Origin of the sequence: Burkholderia sp. JP2-270, assembly GCF_003233675.1 — a bacterium.
Taxonomy (GTDB): domain Bacteria; phylum Pseudomonadota; class Gammaproteobacteria; order Burkholderiales; family Burkholderiaceae; genus Burkholderia; species Burkholderia pyrrocinia_C.
Window position 1 is genome coordinate 1,005,858 of record NZ_CP029825.1, and the last position, 16,678, is coordinate 1,022,535.

Consider the following 16,678-nt stretch of genomic DNA (forward strand, 5'->3'; position numbering starts at 1 on the left):
GGGCCGTCAGTCATGAATCAGCAAAACACATCGGATCACGCAACGGCCTTAGTGCCGTCCCAAGCCGCGCTGCTCGTCATGCATTACCAGACCGACATCCTCGGACTCTTTCCGTCGGTCGCGCCCGAATTGCTCGCCAATACGCGCCGGCTCTGCGACGCGGCGCGGGCCGGCGGCATCGGCGTCTGGTTCGCCAACCTCCGGTTCAGTCCCGGTTATCCGGAAGTCAGCCCGCGCAACAAGAACGGCCAAGGCATCAAACAGCTTGGCCTGTTCCTCGATGACGGCACGTGCCCGGAGCTTGCGCGGCAACCCGACGAACCGCTGATCGTCGCGCATCGCGCGAGCGTGTTCTTCGGCACCGATCTGCAGGCGCGGCTGGTCGCGCAAGGTGTCGATTCGCTGATCATGGTCGGCATCGCGTCGACCGGCGTGATGCTGTCGTCGATCGCCTACGCGAGCGACGCGGACTTCCGTCTGTATACGGTCAAGGACTGCTGCTACGACCCGGACCCGATCGTCCACGAGCATCTGTTCTCCACCGCGTTCGAATCGCGCACGACTGTGCTGTCGCTCGCGGATGCGCTGCGGCTGCTCGGCTAACGGACCGGTTGTTCGTCGCGTGGAACGCGCTGCTGACGGTAACAGTACCGACCACCGGCCAGCATCGCATCGCGGATGCCGCATGGCGCGACGCCGTGGCATGCGCTGCCCGACACGGTCGACGGGCACGAGCACCGACTCGACGCGCCGGAACCGACCCGGCTACTGAGTGGTCGGGCACCCCCGCCGAAACCGCGACGGGCGACGACGTGCGCGTTGTCGCACACGCCGACCGCCTTCCCCCTTACTTCGCGATATACACCCCCGACGTCGGGCACGTGCCCTGCGTATTGCCATCCGTCACGAGCGACTCGGCGCTCGGGAACTGCGTGGTCGCATTCGTCTTCACCGCGATCCACGCTTCGGTGAAATAGCTGACGCCATTCGTCTTCGTGCATTTCAGCGACACCGCGCTGCGCGTATTGCTGCCGAACGCACCTTCGAACGCGGACAGCAACTGGTTACGCGTGACCGTCTTGCCCGCGTTCGCCTGCAGGTATGCATTGAACGACGTGTTGCCGAGCCGGCTGATCATGCCGGACGCCTGGTTCCAGTACGCATCGGGCGACGCGGAGTTCGAGCAGGTGCCGTGCTTGAACCATTCATGCTTGTCGAGGCACGACGCGACGCCCGGCATGTACGTCGACAGCGTATTGCGGGTCGCGCTGCTGATCGGGTAGGCATCCATGCTGCACCACTGGTGCGCGTTGTCGAGGTCGACGTCGTTCTGCGGCACGCCGCAGTAGAACGGCTGGTTGCCGTCGTACCGGTTCGGCCACAGGCCATGCAGCGACAGGCTCGTCGCCGCATACGAGCCGGCGAGGTTCGTGCATTCGGGCGTATCGTGCGACGCGCAGAAGCCGGGCTCCCACGACGCGGCGAGCAACAGATAGTCGTAGCTGGTCTGCGCGGTGGCGTGCAGCGAGGCGGAAGCGACGGCGAGTGCGGCAGCGGCGCGGGCGAGCGTCTTGAGCATGGCGTTTCCTCGGAAAAGGCTTGCGGTCGCGGGATGCGCCGCAAGATTGTCGAATGTCTGCCCGCGATTGTTGCTGCCGCAACGTGGCATGAATGTGAAGGTGGACGAATTATGTGCGGTGGCGCGGGCACGCACCGTCACGTCGCGCGGAACCGTCGCGGGAAGCAGGCGTGAGCGCGGCCGCGCGTGCCGCGCCCTGCCCGATATCGCTCACGGCCGATGCGTGCCGCCTGCCCGGCTGCACGCCGTCGCTCACGAGCCGGTACCCAGCTGCGTGCATGCGCGCGCAACCGATTCGGGACCTTCGAGCACAAGGATCTGCCACACGCCGATGCTGACGCGCCGGCGCGCCGCCGTCGACGCATCGGCCAGCAACGCCTCGGCGCGCGATGCGGCATCCGGCGCCTGCTGCTTCAGCGCCGCGTGATGCCGCGCGCGCGACGCCGGCGCGGATTCGTACACGTCGCACAGACGCACCATGCCGGCGAGGCCGGCCACGTCGTCGTCCTTGTCGATCGCACCCGGCTCGACCGGTGCGAGTCCGTTGCGCTCCGCCTCCGGCAGCTTGCTGCGCGCGCCTTCGTCGATCGACGTGGCGGACGCTGGCGGTAGCCCGCCCATCGCCGCAACGATCCGGCTGCCTGAGGCGATCATGTCGCCCTGGCACGCGATCTTCTCGGTGGCCGCGACTTTCGAGCAGAACGACACCGAAATCCGGTACACGTCGTTGCTCATGCGCGGCACTTCGTCCGTGCTCGCCTGCGCGAGGCCGGCGCTTGCCAGCGCCAGCGCAGCGGGAATCAGGATGCGGAAAACGCTCGTGTTGTTCATCGTCGTTCGTCTGTGGGTTCTTGTGGCGGGCAACCTCGCCGGACCGCACGGTCGCGGCTCCTGCGGCGCCGGGCCCTCGTCCGGCGCCACGCGATCATTTCATCGACGCAGCCTCGGATCCGCCGGACGACAGCGCCGCGCTGTCCTGCTCGCGCCACGCGCGGCGCGACGCCACGATCGCCTTCACCGCCGAGCGCGCGACCTTCCACCACGCGAACGGCCGCGGGTCGGCGAGCATGCTGAGCGCGCGCGCATAGTCGAGCGTGAGGCCGGGCGTCCATGCCATCGTCACCGCGCGCTTGCGGATCTGCGCGGCGACCCACAGCTCGGGTGTGAGCAGCAGGCGCACGAACGCCCCCCACCCAGCCCGCGCGCCCTTGAGCCGCCACACCGCGCCGTCGAGCGCGGCTTCGAGCGCGTTCGACACGGTGCTCGAACAATTGCGGTGCGTGAGGTTGTACGTCGCGTTCTGCCGGTATGCGGACCAGAATGCGTCGAGCTTCGCCGGATCGTAGTTGCGGATGCGCACGCGCACGGTCGACGGGCACCACGCCTTCGACTCGGTCGCGTAGTCCGGCTGAAACAAGCCCGGCACGTCGTTCTCGCGCGTGGCGCGCAGGATGCGCGTGAATTCGTCCGGAGAACGATCGATTTCGACGCCCGGATACAGGCTGATATAGATGCCCTCGGGCGACTCCAGCGCCGCATGCCCGGTCGAGATCACGCCGTTGACGTCCACCGCCGCGATATAGCGGTCGATCACCGGATAGCGTTGTGCTTCGGCCTTCGACGTGCCGGTCGGCGTCCATACGTGCACGGTGAGCGCACGCTCGCCGTCGGCCGGCGGGCCGTCCCATTCGGACTGCGCGAAACTCGGCCGGCCGCGCGCATCGTCGAGGTCGGGCGCGAGCGCCGGCGCGGGCGACGTCGCGAACGCGGGATTGCGCGTGAGCCGCCGCACGCGCGCGGCGAGGCTCAGCATGTGCATCCCGCCGAATATCAACAGCAGGCCGAGGCAGTACGGCACGGTGCCCACGTAATGCGTCGGGTACGGCTGGAAGAAGAAGATCGCCAGCAGGATCTCGACGACACCCCACGCGAACGCGACGTTCCAGCGGCGGTAGCGCACCATCCATGCGGATGTGCACTGCAGCAGCCCGTCGACGAGGAACAACGTGCCGAAGATCATCGACAGCAGGAAATGGCCGTGGTGATGGCCCGCGAACACGAGCCCCGCGGCCGCCACGACTGCGATCCCCTTCACGTAGCGCAGGATGCGCTGCCCGCCGACGCCGCTGCCGGCCACCGCGAGGGTCGCGAGCCCCTCGATCAGGAACAGCCACGCAAACAGCTCGATCGGGAAATGCAGCGCGCCGTCGAGCGCGTCGACGAAGATGGCGACGCCCGCGACGACCCACAGCCAGCCAAGCACGGTCAGCCCGCGCCAGCGGGTTCGCAGATATTCGATGCCCAGCAGCAGCAAGATCAGTCGTACCATCGCGCCCTCGTGTCATTCTTTCGGGAAACGCGCGGCCTCGCGTTTCCTGTCATGTCGACCGTGCGTCGTGCGACGCGCCGGCCGGAAGGCAATCGTTGCCGGCACGTCATGCCGTCGGCATGACCGATGGCGGCCGGCACGCGCCGCTCTGGCCGAATAATAAGACATGGCGGGGTCGGTTGAAAGCCTGCCGAAAACGTTTTCGGCAGGCGGGTGTCACGGTGCCCCGCCGGATACGGCGCAATCAACAACGCTGCCACGACAGGTTTCCCGTTCGACAACACGCGGCGGATGCGCCAGAATCCTGCTTCCGAGGGCGAAAGCCACTGAAGTGAACCGAACCGCACAAGACGGGACAACAAGAATGAGCATATCGATCACGCGCCGGCGCCTGCTGGCCGCCGGCATGGCCGCGAGCAGCGTCGCACTGTCGGGCTGTTTCACCCCGAAGCTGTACAAGGACGACGCATACAGCGAACACGTGTCCGGATTCATGATTACCGAGGACGGCAAGAAGCTCGTCGTCCTCGGCACGCGCTACCACTACATCTTCGATCTGCCGGCCCAATTGCGTCCGGTACTGCAGTCCGACTACCGGAAATCGCTGCGCACGACGTTTGCGGGCTTTCATGCGAGCGGCGGCAGCGTCACCGGCCACTACCGGATCGTGTTGCCGAAGGACGCGTCGGACGATGATCGACAGGCAGCCGCCGCCGACGGATTCGCCAGCGCATCGGCCGGCCTCGTGCTCGAAGGCGACATCGACGGCAAGCGCTATTCGACGGAAGGCTTCGCCGCCCAAGACAAGACGGCCGCGCAGCCGTTCAACCGGCCGTACTCGGTGTACATCAAGGAGTCGCCATCCGTTGTCGGCTTGGGTCTGCGGATTCTCGCCACGCCGATCACGGTTGCCGCCGACGGCGTGCTTGTGCTGGGCGGCATCGTGCTCGTGCCGTTCGCGGCAATCGCGATCCAGGCAAACGGCGGCATCCGGATCATGTAAAGGCGCGCGGCGCCCCTGCAGCGCGGGTGGCAGCAGCCCACGACACGCGAGCGCACACAACGACCGCAACCGGAGCATCGCCATGACCGCCTCACCGCTTCACACGCCACCACTAGGCCCACAGCTCAAGCGCTGGCGCGCGCTGCACCGCGTGAAGCAAAGCCACGCCGCCGAGCTGTTCGGCGTCGCGCAATCGACGATCTCCCGCTGGGAAGCCGGCATCCAGCAGATGTCGCCCGACGAGCGCGCGACGGCCGAGCGGCTGCTCGCCGCGCGCCTCGATTCCGCGGGCGACCACGCGCTTGCGCGGCTCATCACGGGCAGCGCGGGCCGCATGCATCTCGTGTGCGACCTCACGCACCGCCTGCTCGCCAGTTCGCCGGCGCGCGCGGCCGAGTTCTCGCAGCCGCTGCCGATACTGCTCGGCACGTCGCTGTGGCGCTACGCGACGCCGGAGATCGTGCGCATGGAAGCCGCGCTCGACACGCTCGGCTGGCGCGACCGCGCGGGGCCGCCGAGCGTCGAATTCGACACCGGCGCGAATGCATCGCGCGTCGTGCCGATTCGCGGCAGCAGGTGCCGGTGGACGCGGATGACGCTGTCGGACGGTTCGGCCGCGCGGCTGGTGGAAACGCTTTAGCGCACCGCGCATATTTCATGCGTGGACGAATCGCGTGCAGCCGCCTTACGCTTGACGGCTTATCGCAAGGACTCCGACCATGAACCCCGACACGATCCACGCACGCCTCGATTTCCTGCGCGAAGCCGAACGCCTGAAGGACGTGCTGCGCAGCGGCCACACGTCGGCCGGGCGCGCGGAAAGCACGGCCGAGCATAGCTGGCGGCTGTGCCTGATGGCGCTCGTGTTCGCCGACGCGCTGCCCGGCATCGATACGCTGAAGCTGCTGAAACTGTGCGTCGTCCACGATCTCGGCGAAGCGCTGCACGGCGACATCCCTGCGATCGAGCAGGCCGCGCACCCGGACAAAAGCGCGCACGAACGCGACGACCTGCTCACCCTGACAGCGTCGCTCGATCGCACGCTGCGCGACGAGATCGTCGCGCTGTGGGATGAATACGAGGCGGCCGCGTCGCCGGAAGCACGCGCGGCGAAGGCGCTCGACAAGCTCGAGACGATCCTGCAGCACAACCAGGGCAGCAATCCGCCCGATTTCGACTACGCGTTCAATCTCGGCTACGGCCGGCGCTATACCGATGCCGCGCCGCTGTTCAGTGCGATCCGCGACATCGTCGACGCCGATACGCAACGCCGGATCGACGCGGCCGGGCAGCGCGCGTAATCTCGCGGGATGCGGCGCGCGGCACTGCTCGCCCCTTTTCACATATCGCAACAATGACGCCGCCCGGCCCCGCTCCGGCGCGGCACGTCGCTCGCACAATTCAGCACAATTTCCACACGATTTGGCGCGAAATCCTCGCTTACCATGAGCGCCTGATTCGAATCGGCACGCCCGCGCGATGCGTACGCGGATGCCGTCGCGGGCAACACGCCCTGCATGCGACGCCGACCGGATCGTCCCGCCCGGCCGCACGCATCGCCGGCATCGCTTCACCCTCGCCGCATTCTCATGAATCAGAAGACCCATCGCCGCCGGCGCATCGTGCTGGCCATCATCGCCGTCGTTGCGATCGTCACAGGCGTCTCGTTAATGGTATTCGCGCCCGACAAGCATCCGCAGTACCTGTCCGCGCCCGTCACGCGCGGCGATCTCGAGAACGCGGTGCTCGCGACGGGCGCGCTGCAGGCGTTCAAGCAGGTCGACGTCGGCGCGCAGGTATCGGGACAGTTGAAGACGCTGAAGGTGAAGCTCGGCGACAAGGTCGCAAAGGGCCAGTGGCTCGCCGAAATCGATCCCGTGATCTCCGAAAACGCGCTGCGCCAGGCACGCGCCAGCGAAGAAAGCCTGCGCGCGCAGCACCAGTCGACCGCCGCGCAACTGACGCAGGCGGAACTCGCATTCCGGCGCCAGCAGGCGATGCTGCCCGACGATGCGACGTCGCGCGAGTCGTTCGAGGCCGCGCGCGCGACGCTCGACGTGCAGCGCGCGACGCTCGCGTCGCTCGCCGCACAGATCCGCTCGGCCCGCATCCAGATCGAGACCGCGCAGGCCAACCTCGGCTACACGCGCATCGTCGCGCCGATCGACGGCGAGGTCGTCGCGATCGTCACGCAGGAAGGCCAGACCGTGATCGCGCAGCAGCAGGCGCCGGTGATCCTGAAGCTCGCGGATCTCGACACGATGACCGTGAAGGCGCAGGTGTCGGAAGCCGACGTGATCCGCGTGAGCGCCGGCCAGACCGCGTATTTCACGATCCTCGGCGAACCGGACAAGCGCCACTACGGCAGGCTGCGCGCGATCGAGCCAGCGCCGCAGAACTTCGCCGACGCGCAAAGCACGCTCGGCGGCGGCGCGGGCGGCGGCACGAAACCGAACTCCGCGGTGTTCTACAACGCGCTGTTCGAAGTACCGAATCCCGAGCATCGGCTGCGCATCTCGATGACCGCGCAGGTCAGCATCGTGCTCGGCAACGCGCGCAACGCGCTCAGCATCCCGGCCGCCGCGCTCGGCGAAAAGCGCAAGGACGGCACCTATGCGGTCCGCGTGCTGCGCGCCGACGGCAGCACGGTAACGCGCAACATCCGCATCGGCATCAACAACAACGTACGCGTCGAAGTGCTGGCCGGCCTGAAGGACGGCGAGCGCGTCGTGATCGGCGAAGCCGCCGCGGACGAGCACGCGCCGCTGGCGGACGTGGTATGACGATGCGCCGGCCCCTGCTGAAACTCTCGAGCGTCACGCGGCGCTTTCCGGCCGGCGACAAGGATGTCGTCGTCCTGAACAACGTCAACCTGTCGATCGACGCGGGCGAGATCGTCGCGATCGTCGGCGCGTCGGGCTCCGGCAAATCGACGCTGATGAACATCCTCGGCTGCCTCGATCATCCGAGCGAAGGCACCTACACGGTCGGCGGACGCGACACGCACATGCTCGACAGCGACGAGCTCGCGCAGCTGCGCCGCGAGCACTTCGGCTTCGTGTTCCAGCGCTATCACCTGCTGCCGCACGTCGACGCGGCCGCGAACCTCGAAATGCCCGCGATCTATGCAGGCACCACGCGCGCGGAGCGGCACGAACGCGCACGCGGGCTGCTCGCGCGCCTCGGGCTCGCGGATCGCGCGCACCACCGGCCCGGGCAACTGTCCGGCGGCCAGCAGCAGCGCGTGAGCATTGCGCGCGCGCTGATGAACGGAGGCCAGGTGATCCTCGCCGACGAACCGACCGGCGCGCTCGACACGAAAAGCGGCCAGGACGTGATCCGCATCCTGCACGAGCTGAACGCGCTCGGCCATACGATCGTCATCGTCACGCACGACAAGGACGTGGCGCGCCATGCGCGGCGCATCATCGAGATCAGCGATGGCGAGATCGTCGCCGACCGGCGGAATCGCCACTATGCGGAAGCGCTCGCGGAAGCCGGCATCGCCGCGGCCGAAGCGACAGCCGGCGCGCCGACCGCACACGATCGGCACGACGACCGGCCGCCCGCCGACGCCGACGCCGACGCCAACGCCGAAACCGGCACGCGCTCGCGCCGCTTCGCGGCAGGCTCCGGCCGCTTCGCCGAAGCCTGCCGGATGGCCTGGATCGCGCTCGTGTCGCACCGGCTGCGCACGCTGCTGACGATGCTCGGCATCATCATCGGCATCACGTCGGTCGTGTCGATCGTCGCGATCGGCGAAGGTGCGAAGCGCTACATGCTCGACGAGATCGGCAGCATCGGCACGAACACGATCAACGTCTATCCGGGCACCGACTGGGGCGACAGCCGCGCGGACGCGATCCAGACGCTCGTGCCCGCCGATGTCGCCGCGCTCGCCGAGCAGCCGTACGTCGACAGCGCGACGCCCGAGACGTCGCGCACGCTGCTGCTGCGCTACCGCAACATCGACGTCAACGCGCTCGTGAGCGGCGTCGGCGACCGCTTCTTCCAGGCGCGCGGGATGCGTTTCGCGCTGGGCGTCGCGTTCGACGAGGATGCGGTGCGCCGCCAGGCTCAGGTGGCCGTGATCGACCAGAACACGCGCCGCAAGCTGTTCGGCGCGACGCGCAATCCGGTCGGCGAAGCGATCCTGGTCGACAACGTGCCGTGTGTCGTGATCGGCGTCACGGCCGACAAGAAGAGCGCGTTCGGCAGCGTGAAGAGCCTGAACGTGTGGGTACCGTACACGACCGCGAGCGGGCGCCTGTTCGGCCAGCGCCATCTCGACAGCATCACCGTGCGCGTGCGCGACGGGCAGCCGAGCGCCGCCGCCGAGAAAAGCCTCGAAAAGCTGATGATCCAGCGCCACGGCCGCAAGGACTTCTTCACGTACAACATGGACAGCGTGGTCAAGACCGTCGAGAAGACCGGCCAGTCGCTGACGCTGCTGCTGTCGCTGATCGCGGTGATCTCGCTCGTCGTCGGCGGGATCGGCGTGATGAACATCATGCTCGTGTCGGTCACCGAGCGTACGCGCGAAATCGGCATCCGGATGGCGGTCGGCGCGCGCCAGTCCGACATCCTGCAGCAGTTCCTCGTCGAAGCCGTGCTCGTCTGCCTGCTCGGCGGCACGATCGGCATCGTGCTGTCGTTCGGGCTCGGCGCGGTGTTCTCGATGTTCGTCACGCAATGGAAGATGGTGTTCTCCGCCGGCGCGATCGTAACGGCGTTCGTCTGCTCGACGCTCACCGGTGTGATATTCGGTTTCATGCCCGCGCGCAACGCGTCGCGGCTCGACCCGATCGATGCGCTCGCGCGCGACTGACGAAAGCCCTGCCATGACGCATTCCTCACCGCTTCGCCGCCTCGGCACATTCGCATGCGCGGCCGCCCTGCTGGCCGGCTGCACGGCCGCGCGCCACGCGCCGCTGCCGGCCGTCGCGATGCCCGCGAACTGGGCCGCGCCGGTCGCGGCCGACGCGCCGGCCACGATGCGCGACTGGTGGCGCAGCTTCGGCGATCCGCAACTCGACCGGCTGATCGACGACGCGCTGCGCGCCAACAACGACCTCGCGATCGCGGCGATCCGCGTGTACCGCGCGCAACTGCAGGCCGGGCTCGTCGACACCAACCTGACGCCCGCCGTATCGCTCGGCGCGAACGGCGCCGTGTCGCGCACGCTCGATACGCACCGGATGAACCGATCGAGCGGCATCAACGGTTCGCTAAGCTATGAAATCGACCTGTGGGGCCGGCTGGCAGCGCTGCGCGATGCCGCGCACTGGGAAGCCGACGCAACGGCCGCCGATCTCGAGGCCGCGCGGCTGTCGCTGATCGGCACGACGGCGTCGCTGTACTGGCAGATCGGTTATCTGAACCGGCAGATCGCGCTCGGTGACGCGAACATCGCGTATGGAGTGCGCACGCTCGCGGTCGTCCGGTCGCGGCACGCGGCCGGCGCCGTGTCGGGGCTCGATCTCGCGCAGGCCGAGCAGAGCCTGTCCGCGCAACGCGCCGCGCAGACGCAACTGATCCAGCAACGCACCGAGAAGCGCCACGCGCTCGCGCTCCTGTTCGACCGGCCGCCGCAGCAGCTCGCCGCCGAACCGCCGGCGCTGCCCGACGCGCCGCCGCCGGAAGTAGCGGCCGGCCTGCCGGCCAGCCTGCTCGGCCGGCGCCCCGACTTGCGCGCGGCGGAATTCCGGCTGCGCGAGTCGCTCGCGCAGGTCGACGCAACGCGCACGAGCTTCTACCCGACCTTCACGCTGACCGGCAGCGCCGGTACGACGAGCACGAGCCTCGAGCGCGTGCTGACGAATCCGGTCGGCACGCTCGGGCTTGGCCTCGCGCTGCCGTTCATCCAGTGGAACACGATGCAACTGCAGATCAAGGTGTCGAAGTCGCAGTACGAGGAAGCGGTGGTCGGGTTCCGCCAGCGGCTCTACACGGCGCTCGCGGAAGTCGAGAATGCGCTGTCGGCGCGCGTGCAGCTCGAACGCGAGGCCGACCAGCGCGCGCTGTCGCTGGCCCAGGCACAGCGCGCCGAGCAGCTTGCCGCCGCGCGGTTCGCAGCCGGGGCGACCGCCGTGCAGCCGTGGCTCGACCAGCAGCAGCGGCTGCGCGACGCGCAAAGCGCCGACGAGCTGACACGACTGAACCGGCTCAACAACCAGATGACGCTGTACCGCGCGCTCGGCGGCGGCACGTCCTGACCGGCGTGCCGACGCAACGGGCCGGCCGCGTCATTCGCACACGGCCGCCCTGCGCCGCGCCGGCGCGAACGCCACCGCACTCGCGGTCGCGAGCACGGCCACGCCGGCCGCGCCGTACACCATCACCCAGCCGAACCCGTGCACGAGCGCCGCGTGCAGCGCCGCGCCGCTCGGGTCGGCCTGCGCGAGCGCCGGTGCGATCTGCTGCAGCCCGTCGGTGCGGCCCGATGCGATCTCCTGCGCGAGCCGGCGCAGCGCCGCATCGCCGCTCGCGCCCGCAGCGCCATTCTTCAGGCTCGCGACGATCCCCGCGACCAGCACGAAGCCCATCACCGCGATGTTCAGCGCGACCGAGATCATCCGCGCGCTCATGTCGATGCCCGATGCCATCCCGGCCCGTGCGCTCGGCACCGCGCCAGTCGTCGTGTTGGTGACCGGCGTGTTCGTGAGCCCGAGCCCGATGCCGGCGATCACGCAGCCGGGCAGCATCGTGAGCCAGCTCGCGTGCTCTGCCGCGCTGCCGAGCCGCATCAGCACGAAACCGGCCGCAATCGTGAACAGGCCGCCCGGGATCACGACACCCGGCCCGTAGCGCAACGCGAGCCGTTCGCCGAACGGCGGCACGACCAGCGTCGGCAGCGTGTATGCGAGCAGCGCGAGGCCGGCCGTCACGCTGTCGTAGCCGAGTGCGACCTGGAACCAGATCGGCAGGTAGATCATGAACGGCCAGAAGCTGAAGTTCATCCCCATCGAACCGAGGATTGCGCCGGTGAACGCGCGGATCCGGAACACGGAGAAATCGAACATCGGCCTCGCGCTGGCGCGTTCCGCAACGAAGAAACCCACGAGCGCCAGCACGGTCGCGCCGAGCACGCCGAGGCCGGCGGCACTCGTCAGCCCGAGCTCCGCGCTCTGCGTGATGTAAAACACGAGGCCGAGCACCGCGAGCGACAGCGTGACGATGCCCGCGACATCGAGCGTGCCCGCATGCGGATCGCGCGACTCCTGCACCGCGCCGCCGATCAGCGCGAGCGCGACGGCCGCGAGCGGCGCATGGACGAGGAACACCCACGGCCAGCTCGCCAGCGCGACGATCGCGCCGCCGACGATCGGCCCGAAGCCGAGCCCGATCCCGAACACGATCCCCCAGATCCCGAACGCGCGGCCGCGCTCGCGGCCCTCGCGGAACTGGTGCGACAGCACGGCGATCTGGCAGATCAGCATCGCGCCGCCGCTGGCGCCCTGCAGCAGCCGGCCCGCGACGAGCACCGGCACGTTCGGCGCGAGCCCGCACAGCAGCGATGTCGCGCCGAACAGCACGGTGCCGATCGCGTACACGCGCTTGCGGCCGAACCGGTCCGCGAGCGTGCCGGCCGCCATCAGCACCGTCGCGCACGCAATCGTGTACGCGTTCATGATCCATTGCATGCCGTTGAAATCGCCATGCAGCACGTGTTCGAGCGTCGGCAGGATCACCGGCACGCTCGAGATTTCGAGGCCGAACATCAGCGACGTGAGACAGACGGCCGCGAGCGCGACCGCATTCCTGCGGGAGTCGGATAGCGTCATGCGTATTGCGCGGCGGCCCGGCAACAGGCCGCCGCGCCTCCAGGTAAGAAGGGTTCGCCGCGCGCGGCCGGCGGCGCACGCTGAACGGGAATCGGTACTATAGTGAGAATTCTCATCCCCATTGACGCATGTATTTCTCCGAACTGGGGAATCACAGGACTCAATCAGCACACCCTGCCATGACCGACAGACTCGACGGCGTGACGACCTTCGTCCAGGTGGTGGAATCGGGCAGCTTCGCGCTCGCCGCGGAGCGGCTCGACATGACGCGCTCGGCCGTCGGCAAGGCGGTCGCGCGGCTCGAGAAGCGGCTCGGCGCGCGGCTATTGCAGCGCACGACGCGCAGCCAGAGCCTGACCGACGACGGCCAGGCGTACTACGACCGCTGCGTACGCGCGCTCGCGGAACTGGAAGCGGCGGAAGCCGATCTGGACTGCGGCCGCAACGAAGCGCGCGGCAAGCTGCGGCTGAGCGTGCCGCTCGCGTTCGGGCACCACTGCGTGACGCCGATCGTGCTCGACCTCGCACGCACCTATCCGCATCTGCGGATCGACGTGTCGATCACCGACCGCTTCGTCGATCTCGTCGAGGAAGGCATCGATCTCGCAGTGCGGATCGGCACGCTCGCGGACAGCACGAGCCTCGCGGTACGCCGGCTCGGCACGCAATACGGCAGCCTCGGCGCGGCGCCGTCGTATCTGGCGCGCTACGGGATGCCGAAGTCGCTCGACGATCTGAAGCACCATCGGACGATCGCGTACTCACGCTCGGGCGTGCCGCAGCCGTGGGACCTGCGCGCGACGGACGGCTCGACGGTGCGCGTCGACATGCAGCACCAGCTGAGTTTCGACGACGTGCAGGCGATCGCGGCGGCCGGTGCGTCGGGGTTCGGGATTGCATGGCTGCCGAGCTGGCTGCTCGACTACTACGTGAAGCGCGGCGAAATGGCGGTCGTGCTCGACCGCTGCTTCGTGTGCGAAGGCGATATTCACGCGATCTGGCCGAAGACGCGCTATCTGCCGCGCAAGACGCGCTGCGTGATCGACGCGCTCGCACAGGCGATTCCGCCGATGATCGAGCGCCGCGATGAGTTCACCGAGATGAAATGAAACCGACGCGCCGCACGGCGCGTCAGGTGCGTCACGCCACGCCGAGATCGGCGAGCGGATGCGCGAACAGCTTCCACGGCGACGTCAGGAAATGCCGCACGCGTTCGGCGCGCAGCTCGACGAGCGACGCGGGCGCCCAGCGCGGCTTGCGATCCTTGTCGACGAGATGCGCGCGCACGCCTTCGCAGAAATCGCCTTCCTCGATCGCGCGCGCCACGATGCCGAGCTCCATCCGGAACGATTCGGCAAGCGTCATCTGCCGGCCGCGCAGCAGCGCTTCGCGCGTCACGTGCAGCATCGTCGGCGAATGGCTGGCGAGCGCGTCGAGCGTCGCCTGCAGCCATTGACGGTGCTCGCGCGTCAGCTCGTCGCGCGCGAGCTCCTGCGTCAGCGTCGCGACGATCCGCTCGACGGTCGAACGCTTGTCGAAGTGACGGACGATCCACGGCATCTGGCTGTCGAGCGCCGCGTGCGGCACGACGTTGCACGGCGGCTCGAACACCTTGCGCAGCACCGGCAACACGTCGCCGTCCCACTTGACGCTTTCGATGCGCGTCTCGAACGTGTCGAGCCACGCGGACGGCACGCACAGGTCGGCCAGCTTCGCGGTCAGCGCGTCGGCGCCCGACAGCACCGCGCCGGTCAGCCCCACGTACAGTTCGAGCTCGACCGGCATGCGCGACAGGAAATGCGTCGCGCCGACGTCGGGCACGAGGCCGATGCGCGTCTCCGGCATCGCGATCTTGCTGCGCTCGGTCGCGACGCGCAGCGCCGCGCCTTGCGCGAGGCCCATGCCGCCGCCCATCGTCACGCCGTCCATCAGCGCGACCACCGGCTTCGGGAACGTGTGGATCGCATGGTCGAGCCGGTATTCGTCGACGAAGAACGGCAGCCAGGTTTCGCGCTGCACCACCATCCGGTACAGCGCGCGCACGTCGCCGCCCGCGCAGAAGCCCTTCTCGCCCGCGCCGCGCAGCACGACCGCGACGATCTGGTCGTCGTGACGGCAGCGCTCGAAGAGCGCGGCCAGCTCGCCGATCATCGCGTACGACAGCGCGTTGAGCGCGGCCGGACGGTTCAGCGTGATCAGCGCCACGCGGTTCACCACGCGGAACAGCACCTCGGGCGCGGCTTCCGCGAACGCGTCGTGATTCGTGACCGGCATGCTCATCGTTGCGGCTCTCCGTCGGTGTTCCATTGCGGCGCGCGCTTGCCGAGAAACGCGGCCACGCCTTCGCGCGGATCGTTCGTGTCGAACAGGTCGACGAAGCGTTCGCGTTCGACCGCGAGCGCCGCGCTGCGCGGCACGCCGCGGCGCGCGAGGCCGATCAGCTCCTTGCTGTATGCAACCGCGTGCGGGCTTTGCCGCGCGACGTTGCGTGCCAGCGCCAGCGCCGCGTCGCGCGCCGCGCCGCTCTCGACCACGTCTTCGACGAGGCCGATCCTGAGCGCCGTCGCCGCGTCGACGCGTGCGCCGGTCAGAATGATCTTCTTCGCCCAGCCTTCGCCGACGAGCCAGGGCAGCGTCTGCGTGCCGAGCCCGCGCGGCAGCAGGCCGACCGACGGCTCGGGCAGCGCCATCTGCGCATGCGTCTCGGCGATCCGCAGGTCGCACGCGAGCGCGCATTCGAGGCCGCCGCCCATCGCATAGCCGTTGATCGCCGCGATCGTCACGACGCGCGCATCGTGCAGCGCCTCGAATGCCGCACCGAAGCGCGACGCCATCGCGCGCGCGACCGCGCGGTCGCCGTCGGCGAACGTGTTGAGGTCGGCGCCCGCGCTGAAGAACTTCGGGCCGTCGCCCGTGATCACCAGCGCGCGCACGCGCGGGTTCGCATTCAGTTCCGCGACGGTTTCCTGCAGTTGCTGCAGCCCGTCGGCGGTAAAGGCGTTCGCGGGCGGACGCTTGAGCGTCGCACACGCGATCGCGCCGTCGTCGACGTAGTCCAGTTCGATCATCACGCGTCCTTCTTCGTTGCCGGTTGGTACAGGCGGATCACCGCCGAGAAATCGAGCTGCCCGTCGCCGCGGCTGCTCATCGTCTGGTAAAGCTGCTGCGCGAGCGCGCCGAGATAGACGGGCTGGCGCGCCTGCTTCGCCGCGTCGTTCGCGAGGCCGAGATCCTTCAGCATCAGGTCGGTGCCGAAGCCACCCGAGTAGCCGCGCGACGACGGCGCGGTGTCGATCACGCCCGGGTACGGGTTGTACGTGTCCGAGCTCCAGCAGCGGCCCGTCGACGTGTTGACGATGCCGGCCAGCACCTTCGGGTCGATGCCGAGCGCGACGCCGAGCGACATCGCCTCCGACACGGCCGCCATCGAGATGCCGAGCACGAGGTTATTGCAGACCTTCGCGACCTGCCCCATGCCCGTCGCGCCGCAATGGACGATGTTCTTGCCCATGCCCGCGAGCACCGGCTTCACGCGCTCGAAATCGGCGCCGCTGCCGCCGACCATGAAGGTCAGCGTGCCGGCCGCCGCGCCGCCGGTGCCGCCCGATACCGGCGCATCGACGAACGCGCCGCCATGCTCGCGCACCAGCGCGCCGAATGCCTGCGCGCTCGCCGGGTCGATCGTGCTCGAATCGATCACGGTCGCGCCCGCGCCGAGGCCGGCCAGCACGCCGTTCTCGCCCGACAGCACCGAGCGCACGTGCGGCGCGGCCGGCAGCATCGTGATCACGAACGTCGCGCCCGACGCGGCGTCGCGCGGCGATGCGGCAACCTGCGCGCCGGCGTCCTGCAGCGCGCGCAATGCATCGGCGCTCAGGTCGAACGCATGCACTTCATGGCCGGCCTTCAACAGGTTCAGCGCCATCGGCGCACCCATGTGGCCGAGGCCGATAAATCCGATTTTCATGGTCGTATCCTCCGCC

The 16,678-nt window shown here is 68.8% G+C and carries 15 protein-coding genes; 8 read left to right on the top strand and 7 right to left on the bottom strand.

Features of this window, described 5'->3' with window-relative positions:
• Positions 1-12 precede the first annotated feature (12 nt).
• Positions 13-603, top strand: coding sequence for an isochorismatase family cysteine hydrolase (locus DM992_RS22395; protein WP_111018688.1), 591 nt, complete (start codon positions 13-15; stop codon positions 601-603).
• A 244-nt stretch (positions 604-847) separates the two neighbouring features.
• On the opposite strand, the gene DM992_RS22400 is transcribed toward DM992_RS22395, so the two are convergent.
• From DM992_RS22400 to DM992_RS22410, 3 genes are all read right to left on the bottom strand, one after another.
• The gene (locus DM992_RS22400; RefSeq protein WP_111018689.1) at positions 848-1,579 is read right to left on the bottom strand and encodes a ribonuclease T2; all 732 of its coding nucleotides are present in this window, start codon (positions 1,577-1,579) and stop codon (positions 848-850) included.
• Between the two features lie 252 nt (positions 1,580-1,831).
• Entirely contained in the window at positions 1,832-2,410 is a 579-nt protein-coding gene (locus tag DM992_RS22405; protein ID WP_111018690.1) for a hypothetical protein, read from the bottom strand.
• A 94-nt stretch (positions 2,411-2,504) separates the two neighbouring features.
• A complete protein-coding gene (locus DM992_RS22410) occupies positions 2,505-3,908 on the bottom strand; it encodes a DUF308 domain-containing protein (protein ID WP_111018691.1) in 1,404 nt (467 codons plus the stop codon).
• 364 nt (positions 3,909-4,272) lie between these two features.
• Here DM992_RS22410 and DM992_RS22415 point away from each other — a divergent pair, with 364 nt between their 5' ends.
• The 6 genes from DM992_RS22415 to DM992_RS22440 all read left to right on the top strand — a co-directional run bounded on the left by DM992_RS22415 (position 4,273) and on the right by DM992_RS22440 (position 11,126).
• A complete protein-coding gene (locus DM992_RS22415; RefSeq protein ID WP_111018692.1) occupies positions 4,273-4,911 on the top strand; it encodes a hypothetical protein in 639 nt (212 codons plus the stop codon).
• Between the two features lie 82 nt (positions 4,912-4,993).
• Positions 4,994-5,551 carry a helix-turn-helix transcriptional regulator gene (locus tag DM992_RS22420; RefSeq protein WP_111018693.1) on the top strand — a complete coding sequence of 186 codons (558 nt, stop codon included), beginning with the start codon at positions 4,994-4,996 and terminating at the stop codon, positions 5,549-5,551.
• Between the two features lie 79 nt (positions 5,552-5,630).
• Positions 5,631-6,212, top strand: coding sequence for an HD domain-containing protein (locus tag DM992_RS22425; protein ID WP_111018694.1), 582 nt, complete (start codon positions 5,631-5,633; stop codon positions 6,210-6,212).
• A 288-nt stretch (positions 6,213-6,500) separates the two neighbouring features.
• Positions 6,501-7,694, top strand: a complete 1,194-nt coding sequence (locus DM992_RS22430; RefSeq protein ID WP_111018695.1) for an efflux RND transporter periplasmic adaptor subunit — start codon at positions 6,501-6,503, stop codon at positions 7,692-7,694.
• A gap of 2 nt (positions 7,695-7,696) precedes the next feature.
• Positions 7,697-9,739: a MacB family efflux pump subunit gene (locus DM992_RS22435; protein ID WP_111018696.1), complete on the top strand. Its 2,043-nt coding sequence runs from the start codon at positions 7,697-7,699 to the stop codon at positions 9,737-9,739.
• A gap of 13 nt (positions 9,740-9,752) precedes the next feature.
• Entirely contained in the window at positions 9,753-11,126 is a 1,374-nt protein-coding gene (locus DM992_RS22440) for an efflux transporter outer membrane subunit (protein ID WP_111020351.1), read from the top strand.
• A 30-nt stretch (positions 11,127-11,156) separates the two neighbouring features.
• On the opposite strand, the gene DM992_RS22445 is transcribed toward DM992_RS22440, so the two are convergent.
• Positions 11,157-12,695 (bottom strand): MFS transporter, encoded by a 1,539-nt coding sequence (locus DM992_RS22445; protein ID WP_111018697.1) that lies wholly within the window; start codon positions 12,693-12,695, stop codon positions 11,157-11,159.
• Between the two features lie 179 nt (positions 12,696-12,874).
• Here DM992_RS22445 and DM992_RS22450 point away from each other — a divergent pair, with 179 nt between their 5' ends.
• Complete coding sequence (locus tag DM992_RS22450; RefSeq protein WP_111018698.1) at positions 12,875-13,804, top strand: LysR family transcriptional regulator; 930 nt, start codon at positions 12,875-12,877, stop codon at positions 13,802-13,804.
• A gap of 31 nt (positions 13,805-13,835) precedes the next feature.
• Here DM992_RS22450 and DM992_RS22455 read toward each other — a convergent pair whose 3' ends face one another.
• From DM992_RS22455 to mmsB, 3 genes are read right to left on the bottom strand one after another with little or no spacing between them, the layout of a single operon-like run.
• A complete protein-coding gene (locus tag DM992_RS22455) occupies positions 13,836-14,975 on the bottom strand; it encodes an enoyl-CoA hydratase/isomerase family protein (protein WP_111018699.1) in 1,140 nt (379 codons plus the stop codon).
• Positions 14,972-15,763, bottom strand: a complete 792-nt coding sequence (locus DM992_RS22460; RefSeq protein WP_111018700.1) for an enoyl-CoA hydratase — start codon at positions 15,761-15,763, stop codon at positions 14,972-14,974. The genes DM992_RS22455 and DM992_RS22460 overlap by 4 nt, the downstream gene beginning before the upstream one ends.
• Positions 15,763-16,662, bottom strand: coding sequence for a 3-hydroxyisobutyrate dehydrogenase (gene mmsB / locus DM992_RS22465; RefSeq protein ID WP_111018701.1), 900 nt, complete (start codon positions 16,660-16,662; stop codon positions 15,763-15,765). The genes DM992_RS22460 and mmsB overlap by 1 nt, the downstream gene beginning before the upstream one ends.
• Between the last annotated feature and the right edge of the window lie 16 nt (positions 16,663-16,678).